The organism is Ruegeria sp. AN11, assembly GCF_056536005.1.
The window spans coordinates 347915-366475 of sequence record NZ_JBQFJD010000001.1 but is presented as its reverse complement, the minus strand read 5'-3'; the positions used below and the strand labels follow the sequence as shown (position 1 = coordinate 366475).

Annotated in this window: 18 protein-coding genes; 3 read left to right on the top strand and 15 right to left on the bottom strand. The window is 57.6% G+C overall.

The genetic code is table 11. The annotated features are described in order from the left end of the window. Positions 1-115: 115 nt before the first annotated feature. Both ACR3EQ_RS01810 and ACR3EQ_RS01805 read left to right on the top strand, forming a co-directional pair. Positions 116-1333: an ROK family transcriptional regulator gene (locus ACR3EQ_RS01810; RefSeq protein WP_170614604.1), complete on the top strand. Its 1218-nt coding sequence runs from the start codon at positions 116-118 to the stop codon at positions 1331-1333. After that, positions 1323-2834: a CRTAC1 family protein gene (locus ACR3EQ_RS01805; RefSeq protein ID WP_170816022.1), complete on the top strand. Its 1512-nt coding sequence runs from the start codon at positions 1323-1325 to the stop codon at positions 2832-2834. The genes ACR3EQ_RS01810 and ACR3EQ_RS01805 overlap by 11 nt, the downstream gene beginning before the upstream one ends. Here the strand turns inward: ACR3EQ_RS01805 and ACR3EQ_RS01800 are convergent, their stop codons facing one another. The 14 genes from ACR3EQ_RS01800 to ACR3EQ_RS01735 all read right to left on the bottom strand — a co-directional run bounded on the left by ACR3EQ_RS01800 (position 2835) and on the right by ACR3EQ_RS01735 (position 15825). Next, entirely contained in the window at positions 2835-4136 is a 1302-nt protein-coding gene (locus tag ACR3EQ_RS01800) for a cytochrome c peroxidase (protein WP_170614602.1), read from the bottom strand. Further along, the gene (locus tag ACR3EQ_RS01795; RefSeq protein ID WP_170614601.1) at positions 4126-5085 is read right to left on the bottom strand and encodes an aldose epimerase family protein; all 960 of its coding nucleotides are present in this window, start codon (positions 5083-5085) and stop codon (positions 4126-4128) included. The genes ACR3EQ_RS01800 and ACR3EQ_RS01795 overlap by 11 nt, the downstream gene beginning before the upstream one ends. Then, the gene (xylB, locus tag ACR3EQ_RS01790) at positions 5082-6539 is read right to left on the bottom strand and encodes a xylulokinase (RefSeq protein WP_480489634.1); all 1458 of its coding nucleotides are present in this window, start codon (positions 6537-6539) and stop codon (positions 5082-5084) included. The genes ACR3EQ_RS01795 and xylB overlap by 4 nt, the downstream gene beginning before the upstream one ends. A gap of 264 nt (positions 6540-6803) precedes the next feature. Further along, a complete protein-coding gene (locus ACR3EQ_RS01785) occupies positions 6804-7898 on the bottom strand; it encodes an alpha-hydroxy acid oxidase (RefSeq protein ID WP_170614599.1) in 1095 nt (364 codons plus the stop codon). Then, positions 7898-8452: a sulfopyruvate decarboxylase subunit beta gene (gene comE / locus ACR3EQ_RS01780; protein WP_170614598.1), complete on the bottom strand. Its 555-nt coding sequence runs from the start codon at positions 8450-8452 to the stop codon at positions 7898-7900. The genes ACR3EQ_RS01785 and comE overlap by 1 nt, the downstream gene beginning before the upstream one ends. Continuing rightward, entirely contained in the window at positions 8449-8955 is a 507-nt protein-coding gene (gene comD / locus ACR3EQ_RS01775; RefSeq protein WP_170614597.1) for a sulfopyruvate decarboxylase subunit alpha, read from the bottom strand. Before comD ends, comE begins: the two co-directional genes overlap by 4 nt. Before the next feature lie 62 nt (positions 8956-9017). Continuing rightward, complete coding sequence (locus tag ACR3EQ_RS01770; protein ID WP_170619671.1) at positions 9018-9428, bottom strand: universal stress protein; 411 nt, start codon at positions 9426-9428, stop codon at positions 9018-9020. A 27-nt stretch (positions 9429-9455) separates the two neighbouring features. After that, entirely contained in the window at positions 9456-10436 is a 981-nt protein-coding gene (locus ACR3EQ_RS01765; protein WP_170614595.1) for an alcohol dehydrogenase catalytic domain-containing protein, read from the bottom strand. After that, positions 10433-11194, bottom strand: a complete 762-nt coding sequence (locus ACR3EQ_RS01760) for an SDR family oxidoreductase (protein WP_170614594.1) — start codon at positions 11192-11194, stop codon at positions 10433-10435. Before ACR3EQ_RS01760 ends, ACR3EQ_RS01765 begins: the two co-directional genes overlap by 4 nt. Next, positions 11187-12494, bottom strand: coding sequence for a histidinol dehydrogenase (hisD, locus tag ACR3EQ_RS01755; protein WP_170614593.1), 1308 nt, complete (start codon positions 12492-12494; stop codon positions 11187-11189). Before hisD ends, ACR3EQ_RS01760 begins: the two co-directional genes overlap by 8 nt. A gap of 12 nt (positions 12495-12506) precedes the next feature. Continuing rightward, positions 12507-13835 carry a TRAP transporter large permease gene (locus tag ACR3EQ_RS01750; protein ID WP_170614592.1) on the bottom strand — a complete coding sequence of 443 codons (1329 nt, stop codon included), beginning with the start codon at positions 13833-13835 and terminating at the stop codon, positions 12507-12509. Between the two features lie 11 nt (positions 13836-13846). Next, positions 13847-14359, bottom strand: a complete 513-nt coding sequence (locus ACR3EQ_RS01745) for a TRAP transporter small permease (protein WP_170614591.1) — start codon at positions 14357-14359, stop codon at positions 13847-13849. A gap of 112 nt (positions 14360-14471) precedes the next feature. Then, positions 14472-15617 carry a TRAP transporter substrate-binding protein gene (locus ACR3EQ_RS01740; RefSeq protein WP_170614590.1) on the bottom strand — a complete coding sequence of 382 codons (1146 nt, stop codon included), beginning with the start codon at positions 15615-15617 and terminating at the stop codon, positions 14472-14474. 22 nt (positions 15618-15639) lie between these two features. Beyond that, positions 15640-15825, bottom strand: a complete 186-nt coding sequence (locus ACR3EQ_RS01735; protein ID WP_170614589.1) for a hypothetical protein — start codon at positions 15823-15825, stop codon at positions 15640-15642. 130 nt (positions 15826-15955) lie between these two features. On the opposite strand from ACR3EQ_RS01735, the gene ACR3EQ_RS01730 reads away from it, so the two are divergent. Next, positions 15956-16990 carry a LacI family DNA-binding transcriptional regulator gene (locus ACR3EQ_RS01730; RefSeq protein WP_480489633.1) on the top strand — a complete coding sequence of 345 codons (1035 nt, stop codon included), beginning with the start codon at positions 15956-15958 and terminating at the stop codon, positions 16988-16990. 504 nt (positions 16991-17494) lie between these two features. On the opposite strand, the gene ACR3EQ_RS01725 is transcribed toward ACR3EQ_RS01730, so the two are convergent. Continuing rightward, positions 17495-18544 carry a hypothetical protein gene (locus tag ACR3EQ_RS01725; RefSeq protein ID WP_170619670.1) on the bottom strand — a complete coding sequence of 350 codons (1050 nt, stop codon included), beginning with the start codon at positions 18542-18544 and terminating at the stop codon, positions 17495-17497. Positions 18545-18561 lie beyond the last annotated feature (17 nt).

Sequence of the window (18561 nt, the reverse complement as noted above, 5' to 3'; positions counted from 1 at the left end):
TCGCGGCTCTCACAATTTTGAATAGCATATTTATTTCAGCCGGTAAAATATTTACTCTATTAGACGAACTGAAATTCAAATAAGTTGAGCCAACGGTGAGATTCGCGAGGACAAGATGCTGAAAAGCAAAGCCTCTCCGGTTTCTTTGGAACAAAGAAATGCAACCCGGCTACGGGTGTTGGAGCACATCAGAACAAAAGGATCCGTCTCGCGGATCGATATCGCTTCGGCCTTGCAAACCAGCCCTGCTACGGTAACGGCGGCGACGGCAGATCTCATCTCGGCCGGATTGATCAAAGAAACCCAAAGCGAAGCGCAGCTGAAATCCGGGAAAAGAGGCAGACCAAGGGTTTTGCTGCAATTGGACGGTCAGTCTTACCTTGTGGCAGGGCTCAAGGTCGCGCGTCAGGTGATCTCGGTCATTCTGGTCGACTTCCAAGGCAATGAGGTGGCTTCACACAAGTATGCGCTGGAATCCGCCAGAATGTCGTCGACGGATTTTGTGCTGGCGATCCGCGAGGCACTCGAGGAGACCTGCGGAAAGATTGATGCCTCTGTCGGCGACCTTGCTGGCGTCTCAATCGGGGTGGCTGGTCTTGTTGATGCCAGAGGAAACTTCGTGCACTGGTCATCTTCGATTGCCGAAAGAAACATCGATTTCAATCGCCTGCTGTCCAAAGAACTGTCCTGCCCTGCTTTCGTGGATAACGACGCGAACCTTGTTGCAAAGGCTGAACAGTTGTTCGGACTTGGTAAGGGGCTGAGCAACTTCCTTGTTGTCACGATCGAACATGGGGTCGGTCTGGGTATTGTTCTGGACGGAAAGCTATATCGAGGAGAGCGCGGCTGCGGAGCTGAGTTTGGGCACACCAAGGTACAGCTTGACGGCGCATTGTGCCAATGCGGTCAACGCGGATGTCTGGAAGCCTATGTCGGAGATTATGCACTGATCCGTGAAATGACGGTCACAGGCCATTCCAATGAAATGAAGGCTGTTTCCGACATTCATGATCTGGCCGACTCTGGAGATGAAAGAGCGTCTTCCGTGTTGGCCCGTGCTGGTCAGATGTTTGGACTTGGGGTTTCCAATCTGATCAACCTTTTTGACCCAGAATGCATTATCGTCTCGGGCACGCAAAAAAGCTTTGAGCATCTGTGTTCAAGCGAGGTTATGACCCGCATCCGAAGCGGCGTCGTTAAAGTCGATGCGCCCTTGCCGGATATCAAAGTTCACCATTGGGGCGATTTGATGTGGGCCAAAGGCGCCGCAGCATACGGGATCGAACAGATTTCGATCCTAAAGGTCAAGGAACTCTCGGCGAATGCGTCCTGAGTTTGCTGCCCTTGTGGTTCTTGTCACCACAGCAAATGCCGGGCCGAACGCCCCCGAGTTCGTTGGCATCGAGGTGCCTGAACATATTTACGATGGCGGCTGGGAGCATTTTGTCGGCGGCGGTGTCGCCGTGTTCGATTGCAACGGAGATTCTTTACCCGAACTGTTCGTGGCCGGCGGATCGAACCGGTCGCAACTGTTCCACAACACCTCGCAGGGCACGATTTCTTTTAAGGTCGAGACGCCCGATGAATTGTCTCTGACCGGCGTAACCGGCGCGTATCCGCTGGATATCGACAGCGACGGTTTGATGGATCTGGCGGTTTTGCGTGTTGGTCCGGACCTTCTTCTCAAAGGCCGCCCAAATTGTCGGTTCGGCCCTTTTGATAACCTTGGCTTCTTGTCGGAAGACCACTGGACCACAGGTTTTTCAGCCACTTGGGAAGATGGGCAGTCCTTGCCGACGCTGGCATTCGGGGCTTATGTTGATCGGTTCGATCCCGACGGCCCTTTTGAAACTTGCGGACCTACCCTCCTCTACCGCCCCCATGGCAGCGGCTACCAGCAGCCGCTGCACCTTGAACCCGGTCACTGTTCGCTTTCAATTATGTTTTCCGACTGGGCCCGGACCGGACGCGCGGACCTTCGCGTCAGCAATGACCGCCATTACTACGTCAGGGGTGGACAAGAGCAATTGTGGGCCATGGAAGCCGAACCGCGATTGTATGGCTCTAACGAAGGCTGGTTACCCTATTCGATCTGGGGAATGGGGATCGCATCAAGGGATCTTACCGGGGACGGCTTTCCGGAGGTTTATCTGACGTCCATGGGCGATCAGAAGCTTCAGGTTTTCGACCCAAGCGCCAACGGCCCGACTTGGCGCGATGCGACCTACGAAAAGGGAACAACAGCCCACAGACCGCATAGTGGCGGTGACGGAAGACCGTCGACCGGCTGGCACGCTCAATTTGGCGACGTCAACAACGATGGTAAGGACGACATCTTCGTTGCGAAAGGCAATGTCGAGCAAATGCCCGACGCCGCCCTGAACGATCCCAACAACCTGCTCATGCAAACCCCGGAAGGTCAGTTCGTCGAAGCCTCAGTCGATGCCGGGGTGGCGTCGATGGCAAAGTCTCGCGGTGCGGCCATGGCAGATTTGAACAACGATGGAAGATTGGATCTGGTGGTCGTGAACCGTGGTTCGGCACTCGAAGTCAGCCAGAACATCTCGCAGGGTGGCAATTGGCTGTTGATTGATCTTGCCCAGGACCAATCTAATCGAGCAGCGATAGGAGGGTTTGTCGAACTCAGAACTTCGCAAGGTGTTCAGACCCGCGAAATAACAGTTGGCGGCGGTCATGCCGGGGGCATAGCCGGGTTCCATCATTTTGGCCTGGGGAATGAGGACCGCGTGCAGGTTCGTGTGATCTGGCCGGATGGAAAGACAAGCGAGTGGCTGGAACCCCCCGCCAACCAGATCTTCCGAATTCAGCGTTAGTCACTTGTCAATGGGCAGACCGCTGGGGACCTGATTGGGCACTCCGAGCCGCTCCGCCGGATGTTCAAGGCTTGCCAGAAAGCTCAGCAGCGCCTCAATCTCTTGATCTGTCAGGGTGATTTTCGGCAAGCCGTTACTTTCGGCAATCGCATCCACATTTTGCTGGTCCAGCATTGGATTTTGATCTTCGGAACCCGGGAAGTCTGGCAACCGGGCCATTTCAATCGAGTAGTTTTTCAAGGACGTCACCGGATCCAGATGGTGGCGCACCATGTCCTCAAGACGGGCAAAAGCTCCGTTATGTCCATACGGAGCAGTCAGTGTCACGTTACGCAGTGAGGGCGTTCGAAAAGCGAATGTATCCTCAACGCGACCAGTCACGCGGAGACGCCCGTCGTCCCGCGTGTGGCTCTCAAACCGCGCCGCTTTTCCGGGGCCGATTTGGGGCATCGCGATTGAATGAAACTGATGATCCGTCTGGAACCAGCCCGAGTGGCAACTGCTGCACTCAGCCTTGCCGTAAAACAGGCTCATGCCGAATGTGGCCTTTTCCGACAACTCACCTTCACCTCTCATCGCGCGGTCGAACGGGCTGTTATCCGCGCGCCACTCAAATGCGATGAAATCCGCGACTGCGTTGGCAATATCCGTGAATGTGATCTCTTTGCCCGGCGTGATCTCATCGAACCTTTGCCGGTACTCCGGAACAGCCGCGACACGGGCTGCAATCAGATCCCATGCGCCGCCTGGTTGTGTCAAAAAACCAAGTCGCACCGCTTTGCTGACGTCATTCTCGGAATAATGACCTGCCATTTCGTCCGCCGACAAAACCGGGAACATGGCTTGTGCCGCCAGAGCCGACTGGAAGCCGGGCCTCATGTGCGTTCCCAGCGGCGTCCTGATGCCATTGACTTGGCTTGGGTCCGTCTCAAGCCGCCCGTCATGAAAGAACGTCGTGAACTCAATGGCTCCGAGGTTCCAAAGACCTGGCGAGTTTCGCGGAATTCGTTGTTCGGGCGTGTTCAGGGGATCCAGCGTGCGATCCGTACCCAGCCCTATTCCCCCTTCCCCGATGCCAAGGGAAAGACCATCTGACGTACCCAGCCTGGGATGATGACAGGTCGCGCAACTGATGTTCTTGTTGCCCGACAAGATCGGGTCGTAGAACAGAAACCGTCCCAACTCGACGCTGTCGAAATCAGGCTCAAGGAACTCCGGCCTCGGCCCAAGCTCTTGAGCACTTATGCCACCGGCGCCCCACATGGACAGGCTGAAAACTGTGATTAGCGACTTAGCCCTCATGCCAACCCTCAGAGATCTCTAAGGCAAGCACCTGACGGTACGGGTTCTCAGGTGTACAGATAATCGACGGAAACGACGGGATATTTGGGGCGTTGGGGTATCCCGATGGCTCAATACAGAGACCAGACGAACCACGAAACGGTTTTGCCATCTTCGCCCTTGAATAAACCTGCGCCCCAGGCTGGTCAGAATAGACTGTCAAAGCAAGACCAGAAGGTGCCGAAAATACCGCTACCGGAGCCTTTGGATCACGGGTGTGGTCGAAGCAAAAGTAGTGATCGATCCCTGCAGAAATACTTCCGATCGATTTTGACTCTTGAAAGTCCAACTCGTTTTCCGCGGTCGAACAGACCCGACCGGAAGGAATTCCTTGATGGTCGATTTCCAGATACTGGTTTGAAGCAAGTTTCAACTTGTGCGCGTCGACCCCGTCTGAGCTTCCCAAGGTGTAGTAGTTGTGTTGCGTCAAGCTAATGGGCGTGGGCCGGTCCGGATGCGCCGTGAACGAATAAATCAATCGCGGAAACTGCAGCGAGATCCGGACTTCGAACCTAACCTCCCCCGGAAAGCCGCTTTCCCCGTCGCGTGAAAGATAGCTCAGCAAGACCTCGTTTGGCGCCATCTTCTTGAGATCCCAGAATTGACTGGAAAGTCCCCTCTCTCCACCATGAAGGGTGTTTTCACCTTCATTGGCGCTCAGTTCAAAACCAGTGCCTTCCAGATCAAAGCGCGCACCGCCAATCCGGTTTGCGACGCGTCCGACAATTGCACCCGTATAACTTGTATCTTTGAAGTACGCGGACAGGTCATTGAACCCCAGAATGAGCGGCCTGTCCTTGTACAACCACTCTTGCGTGATTGCGCCGTAATTCAGGACCGAGGCCCGCATTTCCCCATCCGTCAACACAGCTGTTTCGACCCGAGAGAGCTTGTCCGTGTCCAGCGTCATCTTGCCGCCAACGGCGCGAGCGCCTTGTAGAATTGCCGGTATCGCCCGTATTCGCTTTCATAAAGGTCGATCAGATCACTACGCGGTTCGATAGTTTCCTCGATGTCCGGCGGCGTCATGACATCTGCCGGTTCGGCGTTGTTCGCAGCACAGATGGCAAGGCGCGCGGCTCCCATGGCCGCTCCGAACTCACTGCCTTTGGGCACGTCCAGCGGCACCTGCAAAACGGTGGCGAGTGTTTCCAACCAAAACCTCGACCGCGCTCCCCCTCCTACGGCCATCAGGCTGTTTGGTTCTGTCCCCGTACTTTTCAGGGCTTCAAGGCAATCTCTCATCGCAAATGCAACACCCTCCATCACCGCCCGGGTCAGATCGACAGGTTCGGATGCCACGTCCACGCCCAGAAATGCGCCCCGGATCTTGCTGTCGTTGTGCGGGGTTCGTTCGCCGGACAGGAAGGGAAGGAACGTAACCGACGAAGGGCCAGTCACCCCGTCAGGCAACGTCGCAACCAGTTCTTCCACTGGTTTGCCGAGGTTCCGTGACAGCCAGTTCATGCTGTTTGTGGCCGACAGGATAACCCCCATTTGTATCCACTTGTCCGGGATAGCATGGCAAAAGCAGTGCACAGCAGTTTCAGGTGCAGGCGCATAGGTATCCCTGGCAACAAGCAAAACGCCGGAGGTTCCCAGTGAGACAAAGCCTGCCCCGTCCCGAATGCTGCCAATACCACAGGCAGCTGCGGCGTTGTCCCCGGCTCCTCCGGCTACGACAACACGCCCGGAAAGCCCCCACTCCTGCCGCAACTCGGCTTTCAACTCTCCACCGGGCTCACTGCCTTCAACCAATCGAGGCATTTGGTCCGTGCGCATGTGGCCAGCGGCCAGCGCGGTTTCCGACCATTGCCGAGCGCCAACATCCAACCAGGAGGTCCCCGCACTGTCTGACACATCCGAGACATATTCGCCCGTCAGCCAGAATCGCAAATAGTCTTTTGGCAGCAGAACTTTAGCGGTCTTTGCGAATACCTCCGGCTCATGTGAGCGCACCCATTCCAATTTTGGCGCTGTGAACCCCGGGAACACGATATTCCCTGATATGGCGCGCATCTGCGGTGTCTGATCCAACATCCTCGCTTCATCAGCGGACCGTGTGTCGTTCCAAAGAATACATGGTCGCAAAACATTGCCGGCTTTATCCAGAAGGGTGGCACCGTGCATATGTCCGCTAAGACCGATACCCAGCAGTTTTGCGAAGGCACTTTCGTTGCTGACGCGGATTTGCCTGACAACTTCTTCGCACGCATCGATCCAATCTGATGGGTTCTGTTCGGACCATCCAGGCTTCGGCGTCGAAGTTGAAACACTGACCTCGGCGCTGCTTACGACCAAGCCGTTTTCATCTACCAAAATCCCTCTGAGACCAGATGTTCCCAAATCCAACCCAAGGTACATTCGACGCAAATCCCCGTTTTTATTTTAGTTGATAAAATTAATTGAACCCGAGATCTTGTCAAGGCGCTGATCAAACCACTCCGTGTGGGGCACGATATGAAGTCCCTTCTGTCCCGCAGTTCCGCAAAAGAGGTGGTGCAGCGCCGGCCCGAGCCGAACTCAACGGCCTCCCCCAAGCGTCGCAGCTCCGCAAAATAGGTCAAGCCGTAAGCGACCGCTATTTCGGCCGGATTGTCGGGTGTTTTAGGCGCGCAGTGCTCGCAGTCAGGGTCCGGTCAGAGAGGTCTTCCCGGTCTGCGCCATGGCAATGCTCAGTTCTTCGCTAAGCGCGTCCCACAATTGCTCCAGACCGGATTCACCCGCGGCCGCAATGGCATACTGCAGGATCCTTCCGATAAATACGAAATCCGCCCCGACCGACAATGCCTTGAGAACATCTTCGCCTGACCGGACGCCGCTGTCGTAGAACACGGGAAAGTCTGGCCCAAGATCGGCACGGATCCTTGCAAGCATGTCAATCGGCGCAGGCGCGGAATCCAGCTGACGCGCGCCATGGCTTGAAACCTGGATGGCATCCACGCCTGCCGACATCAGGCTGCGGGCATCTTCGACGTCCAGCACGCCCTTGACGACAAGTTTTCCAGGCCAAAGCTCGCGCAATTGCACCAAAGTGTCCCATGTGGCACGCGCCCGGCTTTCGGTGCGATCGAAGTCATAGCCTTCCATCTCGAAATTGGCCATCACAGGCTTGCCCTTCAGAAGGGTGTTCAATGACCAGTACGGGTGCAGCGCGAAGTCGATGAACTGGCGCGGGCCAATGCGGAACGGCATCTTGAACCCATGGCGCAATTCGCGCGGGCGACGGCCGACCTCGGGGACATCGACGGTCAGGACAAGGACGTCATACCCGGCCTGTTTCGCACGCTCGGCCAGTTTGAAAGATCCCGTCCCGTCTCCGCTGAAATACAACTGAAACCAGGCATTACCTTCGGCCTCGGTAATGATCTCTTCCATCGGCGTCGAGGCCACGGTCGATACGACATGTGGCACGCTGTAGCGCGCCGCAAGCCTCGCAAGCATCAAATCAGCGCCCGGGGCGGCAAGGTTGCACATCCCCATGGGGGCGATACCGAAGGGCCTGTCTGCCTCGACATCAAAGACCCGAGACGCCATCGACCGTTGACTGACATCGCGCAGGATACGGGGTCGCAAGGTTATGGCGTCCAATGCGGCACGGTTGCGCGCCGCGCCGGTTTCGGCCCCGGCGGAGCCGTCGATATAATCGAACACCATCCACGGCAGACGCCGCCGAGCCAGACGGCGGGCGTCTTCGGCGCTATGGATGGTGCCTGCGGCCATCAGGCCTGTACGGCCTTCATGAAGCGGTCGCGGATGACGACCGGGTCCATGGTGATCGGCGGCATCTTGGCATTTCCGCTTTCGCATTTGCTGACGATGATGGTCATCTGTTTGGCATCCAGTGCCTCTTGCAGCACACGGCCCGTGTCCTGGGCGGCACATTCGATCACCCGCTCGCAGCCGGCGGCCTCGGCCATTTTCGTCAGGGACGTTTTCTGCCCGGCATAGGTCGGCTGATCCCCGGTCGACCCGTATGAGCCATTGTCCACGATCAGCAGGATATAGTTGTCGGCCACGTTGTTGGCGATGGTGGGCAAAGTACCAAGATTGGTCAAGATCGAGCCGTCACCATCGATGACGATCACCGGCTTCGGCTGCGACAGGGCGAGCCCCAGACCGATGCTCGAGGCCAGTCCCATGGTGCCCAGCATGTAGAAGTTGGTCGGCTGATCGTCGATGGCGTGCAGTTCCTGGCTGGGAATGCCGATATTGCAGACAACCAGCTGATTACGCAGGATCGGAGCGATTTCCTTCAAGATTTCAGAACGGATCATTGGTCGCCGTAGCCTCCCCAGAAGTTGGCGTCGGTCAGGATGGCGACCGGCTTGTTGCACATGAAGGTATATTTCAGGATCGCGTCCAGTTCCTCGACATCCGACTGATGGTGGAAATGATAGGTCGGAATATTGAGCTGGGCCAACAGTGCCTTGGTGTGCACCGCCATCTCGACCTGACAGGCGATGGGTTCGCGCAACTCACCGCGATACGAGATCAGCATGGGCAGTGGCATCCGGTAGTACTGGATCAGTGTGGCCAACGTGTTGATCGTAACGCCGATGGCGGTGTTCTGCATGATAATCGCAGGGCGCTTGCCGCCCATCCATGCCCCGGCGCACAGGCCCATGCCTTCGTCTTCCTTGTTCGAAGGTATGTGATAGATGCCGTCGCGCTGGTCGATTTCTTCGATCACGCCCGCCAATTGCTTGCAAGGGACGGTGGTTACGAACGAAACATCGTTCGCAACCAGGTCGTCTGTTATCTTTTTGTCTATGTCCATATCCGGGATATCAGTCCTGTCTGTGGCGCATAACGCGCGGTTGGATGTGTCAGTATCGGAGTTCAGGCGGTGCGGCAGACATGCACCGCGCACGGAGCATGGCGAACAACACGGGCTGCCGTTGTGCCCAGAAAATAGTCGCTGAGGCCGGGCTTGTGAGAACCAACGACAATGCAGTCCACGCCGTGTTTTTCCGCGTATTCGACGATGCCGCGATACGAACGGCCCTTCACGATCTCGGCTGTTACGTTGTCATGGTCTGACGTTTTCTGGGCCAACTGGCGGCGGGCCGTTTCAAACCCTTCGCGCACGACGTCTTCGTCCAAATAAGTGCCGACTGAGCCATGCGGCGCTTCGTAGACGTGCAGAGCGATGATCTGCCCACCCCGATTGCATAATGTCGTGGCGGCCCTGAGGGTGGTGCCGGAAACTCCGTGATCCAGGGCCATGGGAACCAGGACTTTGTCATACATGGGTTCTCTCCGTTTTATCGCAGGCGTTCAGGCCCACGGGTCGAGGATAATCTTGGGTGCGGCCACCAAGCCGGACCGCAGGTCGTGAAAAGCGGCAGCGCCGTCAGACAACGGGCGCAGTTCGGGCCAGTCGAGCGGGCCCAGGCGACCTTCAAAAATTGCCTGTGCGGTGTCACGGAAATCCTGCGCGGTATAGGTATAAGTGCCGATGAATGTGATTTCCTGCAAGGTCATGCGGCGGATATCCAGACCGCCTGTATCCTCACCCAGACCAACATGCGCAATTACTCCGCCCGGCATTGCAATCGCCGAGGCTGCGGCACGGGTGGCAGCATATCCCACCGCATCCACCACCAGCGGCACCATGCCCTGAAACGCGTCGATTGTCTGTTGGCCGCAGCGCTCTATCAGAAAGGCACGGCGGGCGGCGTTGGGTTCCTGTATCGTTACATCATCCACACCCATGGCGCGAAACGCCAAGGCAGCCGCCAGCCCGATCGCTCCGCCGCCGATGACAAGCGCCCGACGCTCCATCTGTGGATTCAGCGCTTCGAGCGCAAGTCGGGCGGCATGCCAGCTTACGGCCAGCGGTTCACTCAGCGCCGCCTTTTCCAGCGGCACGTCATCCGGCACCGTTACCAGATTGCGCTCGGGGATTGCCACGAACTGCGCAAAGGCACCCTCGCGCGGGGGCATTGAAATGATCTCGCGGCGGGCGCAGAGGTTTTCGCACCCGGACACACAGGCGGCACACTCTTCACAGGTGACCAACGGATTGATCGCTACCCGTTGACCATCACGCGGCCCGCCGACGGTTACTCCAGCCGCCTCGTGCCCCAATATGAGCGGCGCAGGACGCCGGGCGTCATGACCCATATAGGCATGCATGTCGGACCCGCAGATGCCCGAGGCATGGATGCGGATCAGGTGTTCGCCTGCCTGGGCCGCAGCCATCGGCACATCGCGAAAGCCAAGCTTCTCAACCCCTTCATAGACAAGCGCTTTCATTTTGCCGTGAACCCTCCGTCAACCATCAGGACTTGCCCGGTGACATAACCCGACGCTTCGGAACACAGAAACAACAGCGGTCCGTCGATATCCTCAAGCCGGCCATTGCGGCCGATACAGGTTTGCGCCGCATTGCCCGCAGCGCGCGCCTTGTCGCTGAACACGGCCTGTGTCAGCTCGGTCGGGAAGAACCCGGGCCCGATCGCGTTGGCGGTGATGCCGTGGGGCGACCAGGCTTCAGCCATGGCGCGGGTCATCTGACCGACCCCGCCCTTGCTGGCTCCGTATGCGATGCCCCCGGGAAAAGCCCGAAAGGTCTGGAGCGACGCGAAATTGACGATCCGCCCCCACCCCCGTTCCTTCATCGCAGGCACAAATGCCTGGCTGATAAAGAACGGCGCTGAAAGGTTCAAAGCCAGCGTCTGGTCCCAATCCGCAATCGTCACTTCGTCCGCTGGCTGCCGTGTATTGATCCCGGCCGCATGCACCAGAATATCCGGCATTCCGAAGGGGGCCGAAATCGCTTCTGCCAGCGCCTTCAGCCCGCTGCGGTCCGCCACATCCGCCACCACATGGGCAGCGCCAGTCCCGATTTCCGCACACAGACCTTCCAATGCCTCGGCACGCCGTGCGACCGCCACAACCTGCGCTCCGGCGGCAGCGAGCGTCACTGCCGCTTGCCGTCCCAAACCGGAACTGGCACCGGTTACGCAGGCAGTTCGGCCTGTCAGATCGAACAGGGCTCGCGGGTCAGCCATTTGCGGTCAGATCAAAGACTTCGTCCGGGAAGTACTTGGCCAACCGGACGTCGGCGGCACGCGCGTGCCCCTCCATCCCTTCCAGCCGGGCAATCCGCGCGGTGGCCTCGGCCACTGGTTTCGAACCCTCGCGGGTTGCGCGCTGCCATGTGACGATCTTCATGTATTTGTGAACCGACAGCCCGCCAGTGTAGCTTGCCGCGCGCGAAGTCGGCAGCACATGGTTGGTCCCTGCGGCCTTGTCGCCGTAGGAAACTGTAGTCTCTTCACCCAGGAACAATGAGCCGTAGCATGTCAGCCGCTCAAGCCACCAATCCAGATCCTCTGCCTGCACGGTCAGGTGCTCGGGCGCGTATTCGTCGGAACAGGCGGCCATGTCCTCGCGATCCGCACAAAGGATCACCTCGGCATAGTCACGCCAGGCCGCTGCGGCGTTCTCGCGGTTCACCTCGGGCAGGTCGTTGATGTAATCCGGCACCAGCCGCATCACGTCTTCCGCCAGGGCGCGGTTGTCGGTAACCAGCCAGACCGGAGAGTTGTAGCCATGCTCTGCCTGGCTCACCAGATCGGTGGCGACGATGTGGGCGTCCGCTGTGCCGTCAGCCAGGATCAGGCTGTCTGTCGGGCCTGCGATCATGTCGATGCCAACGCGGCCAAACAGAATACGCTTCGCCTCGGCAACAAACTGATTTCCGGGGCCTACCAGGATGTTTGCCTTGGGCAAGCCAAACAGACCGAATGTCATTGCCGCAACCCCCTGAACACCACCCATTGCCATGATTTTATCCGCGCCGCAGATGTGGGCGGCATAAATGATGGCCGGGGCCACACCGACGCCGGGGCGCGGCGGCGAACAGGCGGTGATATGCTTGCACCCTGCCACCTTGGCGGTGGTCACAGTCATGATGGCGCTTGCAATATGGCTGTAGCGCCCGCCCGGCACGTAGCATCCGGCCGCATCCACCGGGATCGCCTTTTGCCCGGTCACGAAACCGGGCGAGATTTCCATTTCCACGTCATGCACGGTGCCTTTTTGCAGCTGGGCAAAGCGACGAACATTGTCATGGGAAAACCGAATATCGGCCTTCAGTTTCTCCGGGACCAGTGCACAAGCCGCTTCGATCTCTTCCGGCGTCAGCAGCACGTTGCCCTCGTACTGGTCAAACTTTGCGGCATATTCCAGAGCCTTGGCATCGCCTCCAGTCTCAATGTCGTCGAGGATGCCCTGCACGATCTTATGAGTTTCAGACGCGTCCGACTTGGGAGTCAGGGTGGCCTTTTTCAGATATTCACGGGTCATTTCCAGGGGGTCCTACTTGTAGATATCAGGAAGCAAAGTGGTCGAGATCGGCGGGAAATAGGCGATCAGCAGCACGACGATCAGCATTGTCAGAACAAAGGGAACGGCACGGGCTGCGATTTTCAGGATCGACTCGCCGGTAATGCCGGAGACAACAAAGAGGTTCAGCCCCAGGGGCGGTGTGATGAAGCCAACGCCCAGCGCGGTGATCATCATGATGCAGAACTGGATCTCGTTCATGCCGATGTTGTCGGCCAGGGGTTTCAGGATTGGCGCCAGGATCACGATGTTGGGCGTCGTCTCCATAACGCAGCCCGCTGCGATCAGGATGCAGATCATCAACAGGATCAGCATGGCCGGATCATCGGTCAGCCCGGTTACGGCCGTGACAAAGCCCTGCGGCACGCCCATGATTGCCAGCGCCTCGGCCAGCGGGGCTGAAAATGCGATGATCGGCAGGATCACCCCGTTCACTTTGGCAGAGCTGACAAGCATCGCCGGAAAGTCCGACAGCTTCAGGGTGCCCAGTATGAAACCCATCACGATGGTTACGACCACCGCCGTTGCACCGGCTTCGGTCGGCGTCAGTCGGCCCGAAAAGATGCCGTAGAAAATGATTCCCGGCACGATGAAGGCATACCAGCCGGATTTCAACGATTGACCCAGATTGCCCATCCACTCGCTCAGCCCCATATTGCCGCCGGTCTCATAGGTATAAAGGCGGTTCATGATGATGTTGGTGATCAGGATCGACACCAGGATCGCAAGACCCGGGATAAGCGCCGCCAGAAACAGTGTTGACGCTGAGATGCCCAGCACGAGGCCGATAATGATATACGCGATTGAAGGTGGGATAAGGATGCCGGTACAGGCGCCAGCCGCCACCAGGGCGCAGGCATAGGGTCGGGGGTAACCGCTTTCGACAAGCCGCGCGATTGTCATCCGCCCCACGGCAGCGGCACCCGCCGCGTCCGAGCCCGAGATCGCCGCAAACATCCCGCAGACCAGAACGGTCGCTGATCCGAAACCGCCGCGCGTCCAGCAGGTCAGCGCCTCGGCCACATCCAGAAATTTCTTACTGAGGCCGGTTCGCACAAGCACATCGCCGGTCAGGATGAACAGCGGCACAGCTGTCAGTGCAAATGCGTCGATACCGGTGAACAGGCTTTCACCGATGGCGCTCAGCGGCAGGTCGCCCGACATAATCAGCATGACAATCGCCGCGGTGCCAATGGCGGCCCAGACCGGCACCGCCAAAGCGATCAGGCCCACGAACAGGATCACCGGCAGGTAAAAATCCCATCCAAGCTCAACAGTCTGATTGAGGGAGTTCCAGAGCATTCGAGTTCTCCTCAGTCAAACAGCTTGTCGCCTTCGAAGACGGGCGTGCCGTCGCGAAGGGATTTCAGGTCGCGCAAAAGGGATTGGATCAGCCGCCATATCATCAGCGCAAATCCGGTCGGCACAGCCATTAGGAACCAGACCTTGGAGACCCGCAACCCGTCCGTGACCGAACCGAACTTGGCCGAGACATGAACCGCCTCATACGACCAGTAGAGCGCGATAACGGCCACCACGAACATCACCAAATCGCCGAAGATGTACAAAGCCGCCTTAGGGCGTGGCCCCAGGTAATGCATGATCACGTCGATGCGGATATGGGCGCGTTCCTTGACGGCCGCCGCCGCGCCGATCCAGGCGAGATATATGAAGGAATAGCGGACGATCTCTTCGCCCCAGATCGAGGAAAAGGCGAACACTTCCCGCCGCAACACCTCGATCGCCATGGTGATGACAAGCATCACGTAGAACACCAGTAGCAGCCAGCGCTCGGCGTCTCGGTCGATTTTTTGCAATATGGTCATTTCCGGCCCCGGTCCCTGGCAACATTAGACCTGCCGGTCCGCTTGGACCGCCGCCATCTGGTTGCACGTGGTAAAACGGGCGAGAGAGGTCAGCCCCCTCGCCCGTCGGATCTTATGCGTCGTGGACGTAGTACTTGCCCTGCGTTCCAGCCGCCTCGACCAGTTTTTCGAAATTGTCCATCGAGCCAGCAAGTTCGGTTTTGAACGGATCCCATTCCGAACGCTGATAGCCACCGGCATCCTTCCACTCGGCCAGTTGATCATCGGACAGCGAATGGAATTGCACGCCTGCCTTGTTCAGTTCCGCCATGGCATAGGCCCGCGCCGACGGTACTTTGGACAGGTTCTGGTGGCTGGTCATTTCCGACCCCCACATGATCCCCTCCTGCACATCGGATGGCAGTGAATTGAACCATTCCAGATTACAGGAATAGACCTGACTGTCCGGCACGGCCTGCGTGAAGGTGACGTTGCTGAGAATGTCCTTGAAGCCAAAGACATACAACGCACCGACCGACGGATCCAGCGCATCGGCCACACCCTGCTTGATCGCCGATGGCGTCTCGCCCCATGCGACAGGTGTCGGGTTGGCACCGACCATCCGATAGTATTGCTGCAGCATCTTCGAACCCGGCACGCGGAATTTCACACCGCTCATGTCCGACGGGGTAAGAATGGCGTTTCCGCCCTGACGCACGGCGACAACCCGTGGATCAATCACAACGTAGAAAAGCGCCTTGAACCCGGCGGCTTCGACCTTGGGATGCACTTCGTTCTTCCAAGTGTCGGAATGCACCAGATTGGTAAACCGCTGGTTCGAGCCGCACAGATACGGCATGTTGATCAGATCGACGGTCGAGGCAAAAGGCGCAAAGTTCGACAGCGAATGCTGTGCTGCCTGAATTGTGCCGCCCTGAACCTTCTGAACCAGCGCGCCGCCCGCACCCAACTGCCCGCCGGGGGCCAGCTTGACGTAGATCTTGCCATTGGTCGCGTTCTGGATATTTTCCTTCAGATCCAGCTGCATGATCGGATAACTGCGCGATGCGCCCAGTACGTAAGCCGTGGCGACGGTCATCACATGCTCGGCTGCATTCTCGCGTTCTTTCTCTTCTTTGGCGGTTTGCGCTGCGGCCTCCGAAGACCACAAGACGCCGCCAGCTCCGGCCACCACCGCCGCTGTGAACGAGCCAGTTGAAGCCAGCTTCAGAAAATTCCGGCGCTCAGCAGATTTGAGGCCATCCTTGCCATTCGTCATTTTCTTCCTCCCATTGAATCCGTCAGCTGCCGTTGTTGTTTTCTTGGTCAGCCTCTCGCTTGAGAATGGCCGCCACGAACAGGATCGAGGCAGCAAACAGAACCAGCATCTCACCGACATCCCCCAGGAATCCGCCGCCTCCAAATGCGCCCAGCGCCACATTTGTGAAAAATACGGCAAAGACGACAGCAGCAGCCCAAAGGAACATCGCAAAACCCCGGATTGTTTTCTCAAATCTATTTGTAAGCGCTTACATCAATAATGCAAGCGCTTACATCAACAGATGGCAAGACCGGTTTTTTGTGGTAAGACGGTGCCAAAGCAACAGCAGGCTCCGCATGGGAAAAACCCGTACAGCTCCGACACTTAACGACGTTGCAAAGGCGGCCGGCGTTTCCACCGCCACTGTGTCGCGATGCCTGAATTCGCCGGAACGGGTAATCGAGCAAACCCGGCGTCGGGTCATGCAAGCGGTCGAATCGTTGGGCTATACGCCGAATTTTGCAGCCCGTGTTATGGCTGCGAATCGCAGCTTCACCATCGGTGCGATTATTCCCACAATGGACAACGCAATCTTCGCCCGCGGATTGCAGGAGTTTCAGGACCAGCTTCGTGAAAGCGGATATACCCTTCTGGTATCCAGTTCCGCTTACGACCCCGAGGTGGAGAGAGAGCAGATCCGCACGCTTGTCGCCCGCGGTGCGGACGGGTTGCTTCTTATCGGACATGAGCGTGACGCAGACATTTATGAGTATCTGGAGCGCCACCAGGTTCCATCACTTGTTGCCTGGTCCTATGACCCGGACGTCAAGCGGCCGTCCGTCGGTTTCAGCAACAAGGATGCTATGGGGGAACTGGCGCGAACCGTGATTGCAGCAGGCCACCGGCGGATCGCCATGATTTCGGGCAAGACAAAAGGAAACGATCGGGCGCAAAACCGCGTCGAAGGTGTCAGGCAGGCTATGTCACAGAGCAACCTCGACGCCGATGCCTTGACCTTGATCGAAACCACTTACGAAATTGACAAGGGCGCTGAAGCCTTTCGGCAACTGATGGCCCTCACCCCAAGGCCAACAGTGGTCATGTGCGGCAACGATGTTCTGGCCGCAGGTGCACTGTGCGAGGCCCGACGACTTGGAATACAGGTGCCGGAACAAGTTTCGGTAACGGGTTTCGATGACATAGAATTGGCCGAGATCGTCAGCCCGGCCTTGACGACCGTACATGTTCCCCACCGGGAAATGGGTCGCAAGGCCGCGCGTGAATTGACTGCAATGGTTGAGGGCAAATCGGAAGGCCATTCAATCTGCATCAATACAAGGCTGGTCAGCCGACATTCGCTGGCAGAACCCGACTGCCACAAATCGCAATAGACGCGTGGGGTTTGCATCCTCCGTTTTCGCCCCAGTGAAGTCAGACATTTGCGGATAGCCAACTGCCCGACCAAAGCGCACTGTACCCAAAGCACGGTCGGCAACCTTCCCAGCAACGTCAACTTGACCGGCAGTGATGGGCGCAGTCTGTCGCCGCAGTTCGATCTGGGTCTGCATTCAGAGAGCTTTGCCTGCGCCGGTTTTGACGCGTCACCCTAACACCCTAAAATAGATAAGAAATAATCGCTATCATCTTGGTGCCGTATTCTGGAAATCGTGGTGCACCGCCTTGCCATCTATACCGCTCGAACTCTGGCGAGTTTCTGGATGGTCGAACGCAAAGCCTCATGCCGGACCAGTGCAAAGCCTTTAGGGATCAGTGCGGACGCTCGGTCAAAAAGGCCGGCTCGCCGCAATGCGGATGAAGCAGGCGTAGAGAGTGAAGCATTGAGTGGCGCCTTTGATGTCGTGCATCAATTGTGTGGATGCGCAGCTTTAGTCCAATCAAATGCCGAGTGCTTGCAGGTCAAACGACAAAAAGAACTCCTCGTTCTTCGTGTTTCGGATCAAAAGTTGGTCTTTCTTGATCTCAATGGCGCTCACCCCGCTCCCATCACGCCAACGAAACGCACCGACGACATGACTAATCTCAACTTGGCCGTCGGGGTCCAGTAGAATGACTCCACGACCTTTGGGAAAACCGTTTTCATCAGCGCCCAGAACGGTCGACGCAGCCCCCTCCTCGACCCCAAGGCAGGCAAAGTGCCTGCCCGACCACGGAGCATAGTAGCGACCTCCGTTGGAATGCCACAACATTGTCATCGGCAAAGCCTGTGCCGATTTGAGTGACAGGAAAATGTCACCCTCCACCGGGCGAATAACCGCAGTCCACCCCAGTTTCAATTCAGGGGGCTCCAGCCCAACAACAAAATCTTCGCTTTTCGAAGACCATGGATAGTGTGACAGGTCCAATTCGTCTCCCATACCAGGGAAAGACGTCAACGTATCACTTTCAGCCGGGTATTTTAGCGCTGAATGGCCCAATGACGGATCAACTTCCAGCGGAGTCTCAGGTGTTCTCCAGCACTGCTTTCGAGAGGTTTGAATGATCCCGCCATTTGGCAAAGATACGTTCGCGTGATTGGCTACCGGCACCAACCCGTCGCCACCAATGAACGTATGTCGCTGATAGACAAATGGATGCCCCGGGCGCAGTGTGATCTCTTTCTGCAGCCTTGCCCCATAGACCGTTTTTTCGAGCTCGGCTCGTAAGTAGTTTTCGGTCTTTTCCTTCAATACCCAGCGTGAATTGGGCGGCCATCCATGCAGCGGCGACGCGCCCTCGGTTGCCCCGAAAGGCGCGCAGAAAAAATCACCACCGAGCTTTTCCAGATGAGGCGCAATACCCTCAGGCATGGCTTCGCCCGTTCCGACCCAAGGCGCGCGATGCAGCGGCGAGATCTCGGTACCGCCGTCATTTACGCAAAAGCTCTCGATCAACCCCAACTGCAAATCGAAGGAAAGCCGGATACCAGTAGCGGACAGGTTGATCACAATTGATACCTCACCCA

What these genes read in the sequence shown, in the direction of transcription:
- ACR3EQ_RS01760 (WP_170614594.1), bottom strand. Translation starts at nt 11,194, where the DNA reads ATGGCTGACCCGCGAGCCCTGTTCGATCTGACAGGCCGAACTGCCTGC.
- hisD (WP_170614593.1), bottom strand. Translation starts at nt 12,494, where the DNA reads ATGACCCGTGAATATCTGAAAAAGGCCACCCTGACTCCCAAGTCGGAC.
- ACR3EQ_RS01770 (WP_170619671.1), bottom strand. Translation starts at nt 9,428, where the DNA reads ATGTATGACAAAGTCCTGGTTCCCATGGCCCTGGATCACGGAGTTTCC.
- ACR3EQ_RS01805 (WP_170816022.1), top strand. Translation starts at nt 1,323, where the DNA reads ATGCGTCCTGAGTTTGCTGCCCTTGTGGTTCTTGTCACCACAGCAAAT.
- ACR3EQ_RS01735 (WP_170614589.1), bottom strand. Translation starts at nt 15,825, where the DNA reads ATGTTCCTTTGGGCTGCTGCTGTCGTCTTTGCCGTATTTTTCACAAAT.
- ACR3EQ_RS01785 (WP_170614599.1), bottom strand. Translation starts at nt 7,898, where the DNA reads ATGGCCGCAGGCACCATCCATAGCGCCGAAGACGCCCGCCGTCTGGCT.
- comD (WP_170614597.1), bottom strand. Translation starts at nt 8,955, where the DNA reads ATGGACATAGACAAAAAGATAACAGACGACCTGGTTGCGAACGATGTT.
- ACR3EQ_RS01750 (WP_170614592.1), bottom strand. Translation starts at nt 13,835, where the DNA reads ATGCTCTGGAACTCCCTCAATCAGACTGTTGAGCTTGGATGGGATTTT.
- comE (WP_170614598.1), bottom strand. Translation starts at nt 8,452, where the DNA reads ATGATCCGTTCTGAAATCTTGAAGGAAATCGCTCCGATCCTGCGTAAT.
- xylB (WP_480489634.1), bottom strand. Translation starts at nt 6,539, where the DNA reads ATGTACCTTGGGTTGGATTTGGGAACATCTGGTCTCAGAGGGATTTTG.
- ACR3EQ_RS01730 (WP_480489633.1), top strand. Translation starts at nt 15,956, where the DNA reads ATGGGAAAAACCCGTACAGCTCCGACACTTAACGACGTTGCAAAGGCG.
- ACR3EQ_RS01745 (WP_170614591.1), bottom strand. Translation starts at nt 14,359, where the DNA reads ATGACCATATTGCAAAAAATCGACCGAGACGCCGAGCGCTGGCTGCTA.
- ACR3EQ_RS01795 (WP_170614601.1), bottom strand. Translation starts at nt 5,085, where the DNA reads ATGACGCTGGACACGGACAAGCTCTCTCGGGTCGAAACAGCTGTGTTG.
- ACR3EQ_RS01740 (WP_170614590.1), bottom strand. Translation starts at nt 15,617, where the DNA reads ATGACGAATGGCAAGGATGGCCTCAAATCTGCTGAGCGCCGGAATTTT.
- ACR3EQ_RS01800 (WP_170614602.1), bottom strand. Translation starts at nt 4,136, where the DNA reads ATGAGGGCTAAGTCGCTAATCACAGTTTTCAGCCTGTCCATGTGGGGC.
- ACR3EQ_RS01765 (WP_170614595.1), bottom strand. Translation starts at nt 10,436, where the DNA reads ATGAAAGCGCTTGTCTATGAAGGGGTTGAGAAGCTTGGCTTTCGCGAT.
- ACR3EQ_RS01810 (WP_170614604.1), top strand. Translation starts at nt 116, where the DNA reads ATGCTGAAAAGCAAAGCCTCTCCGGTTTCTTTGGAACAAAGAAATGCA.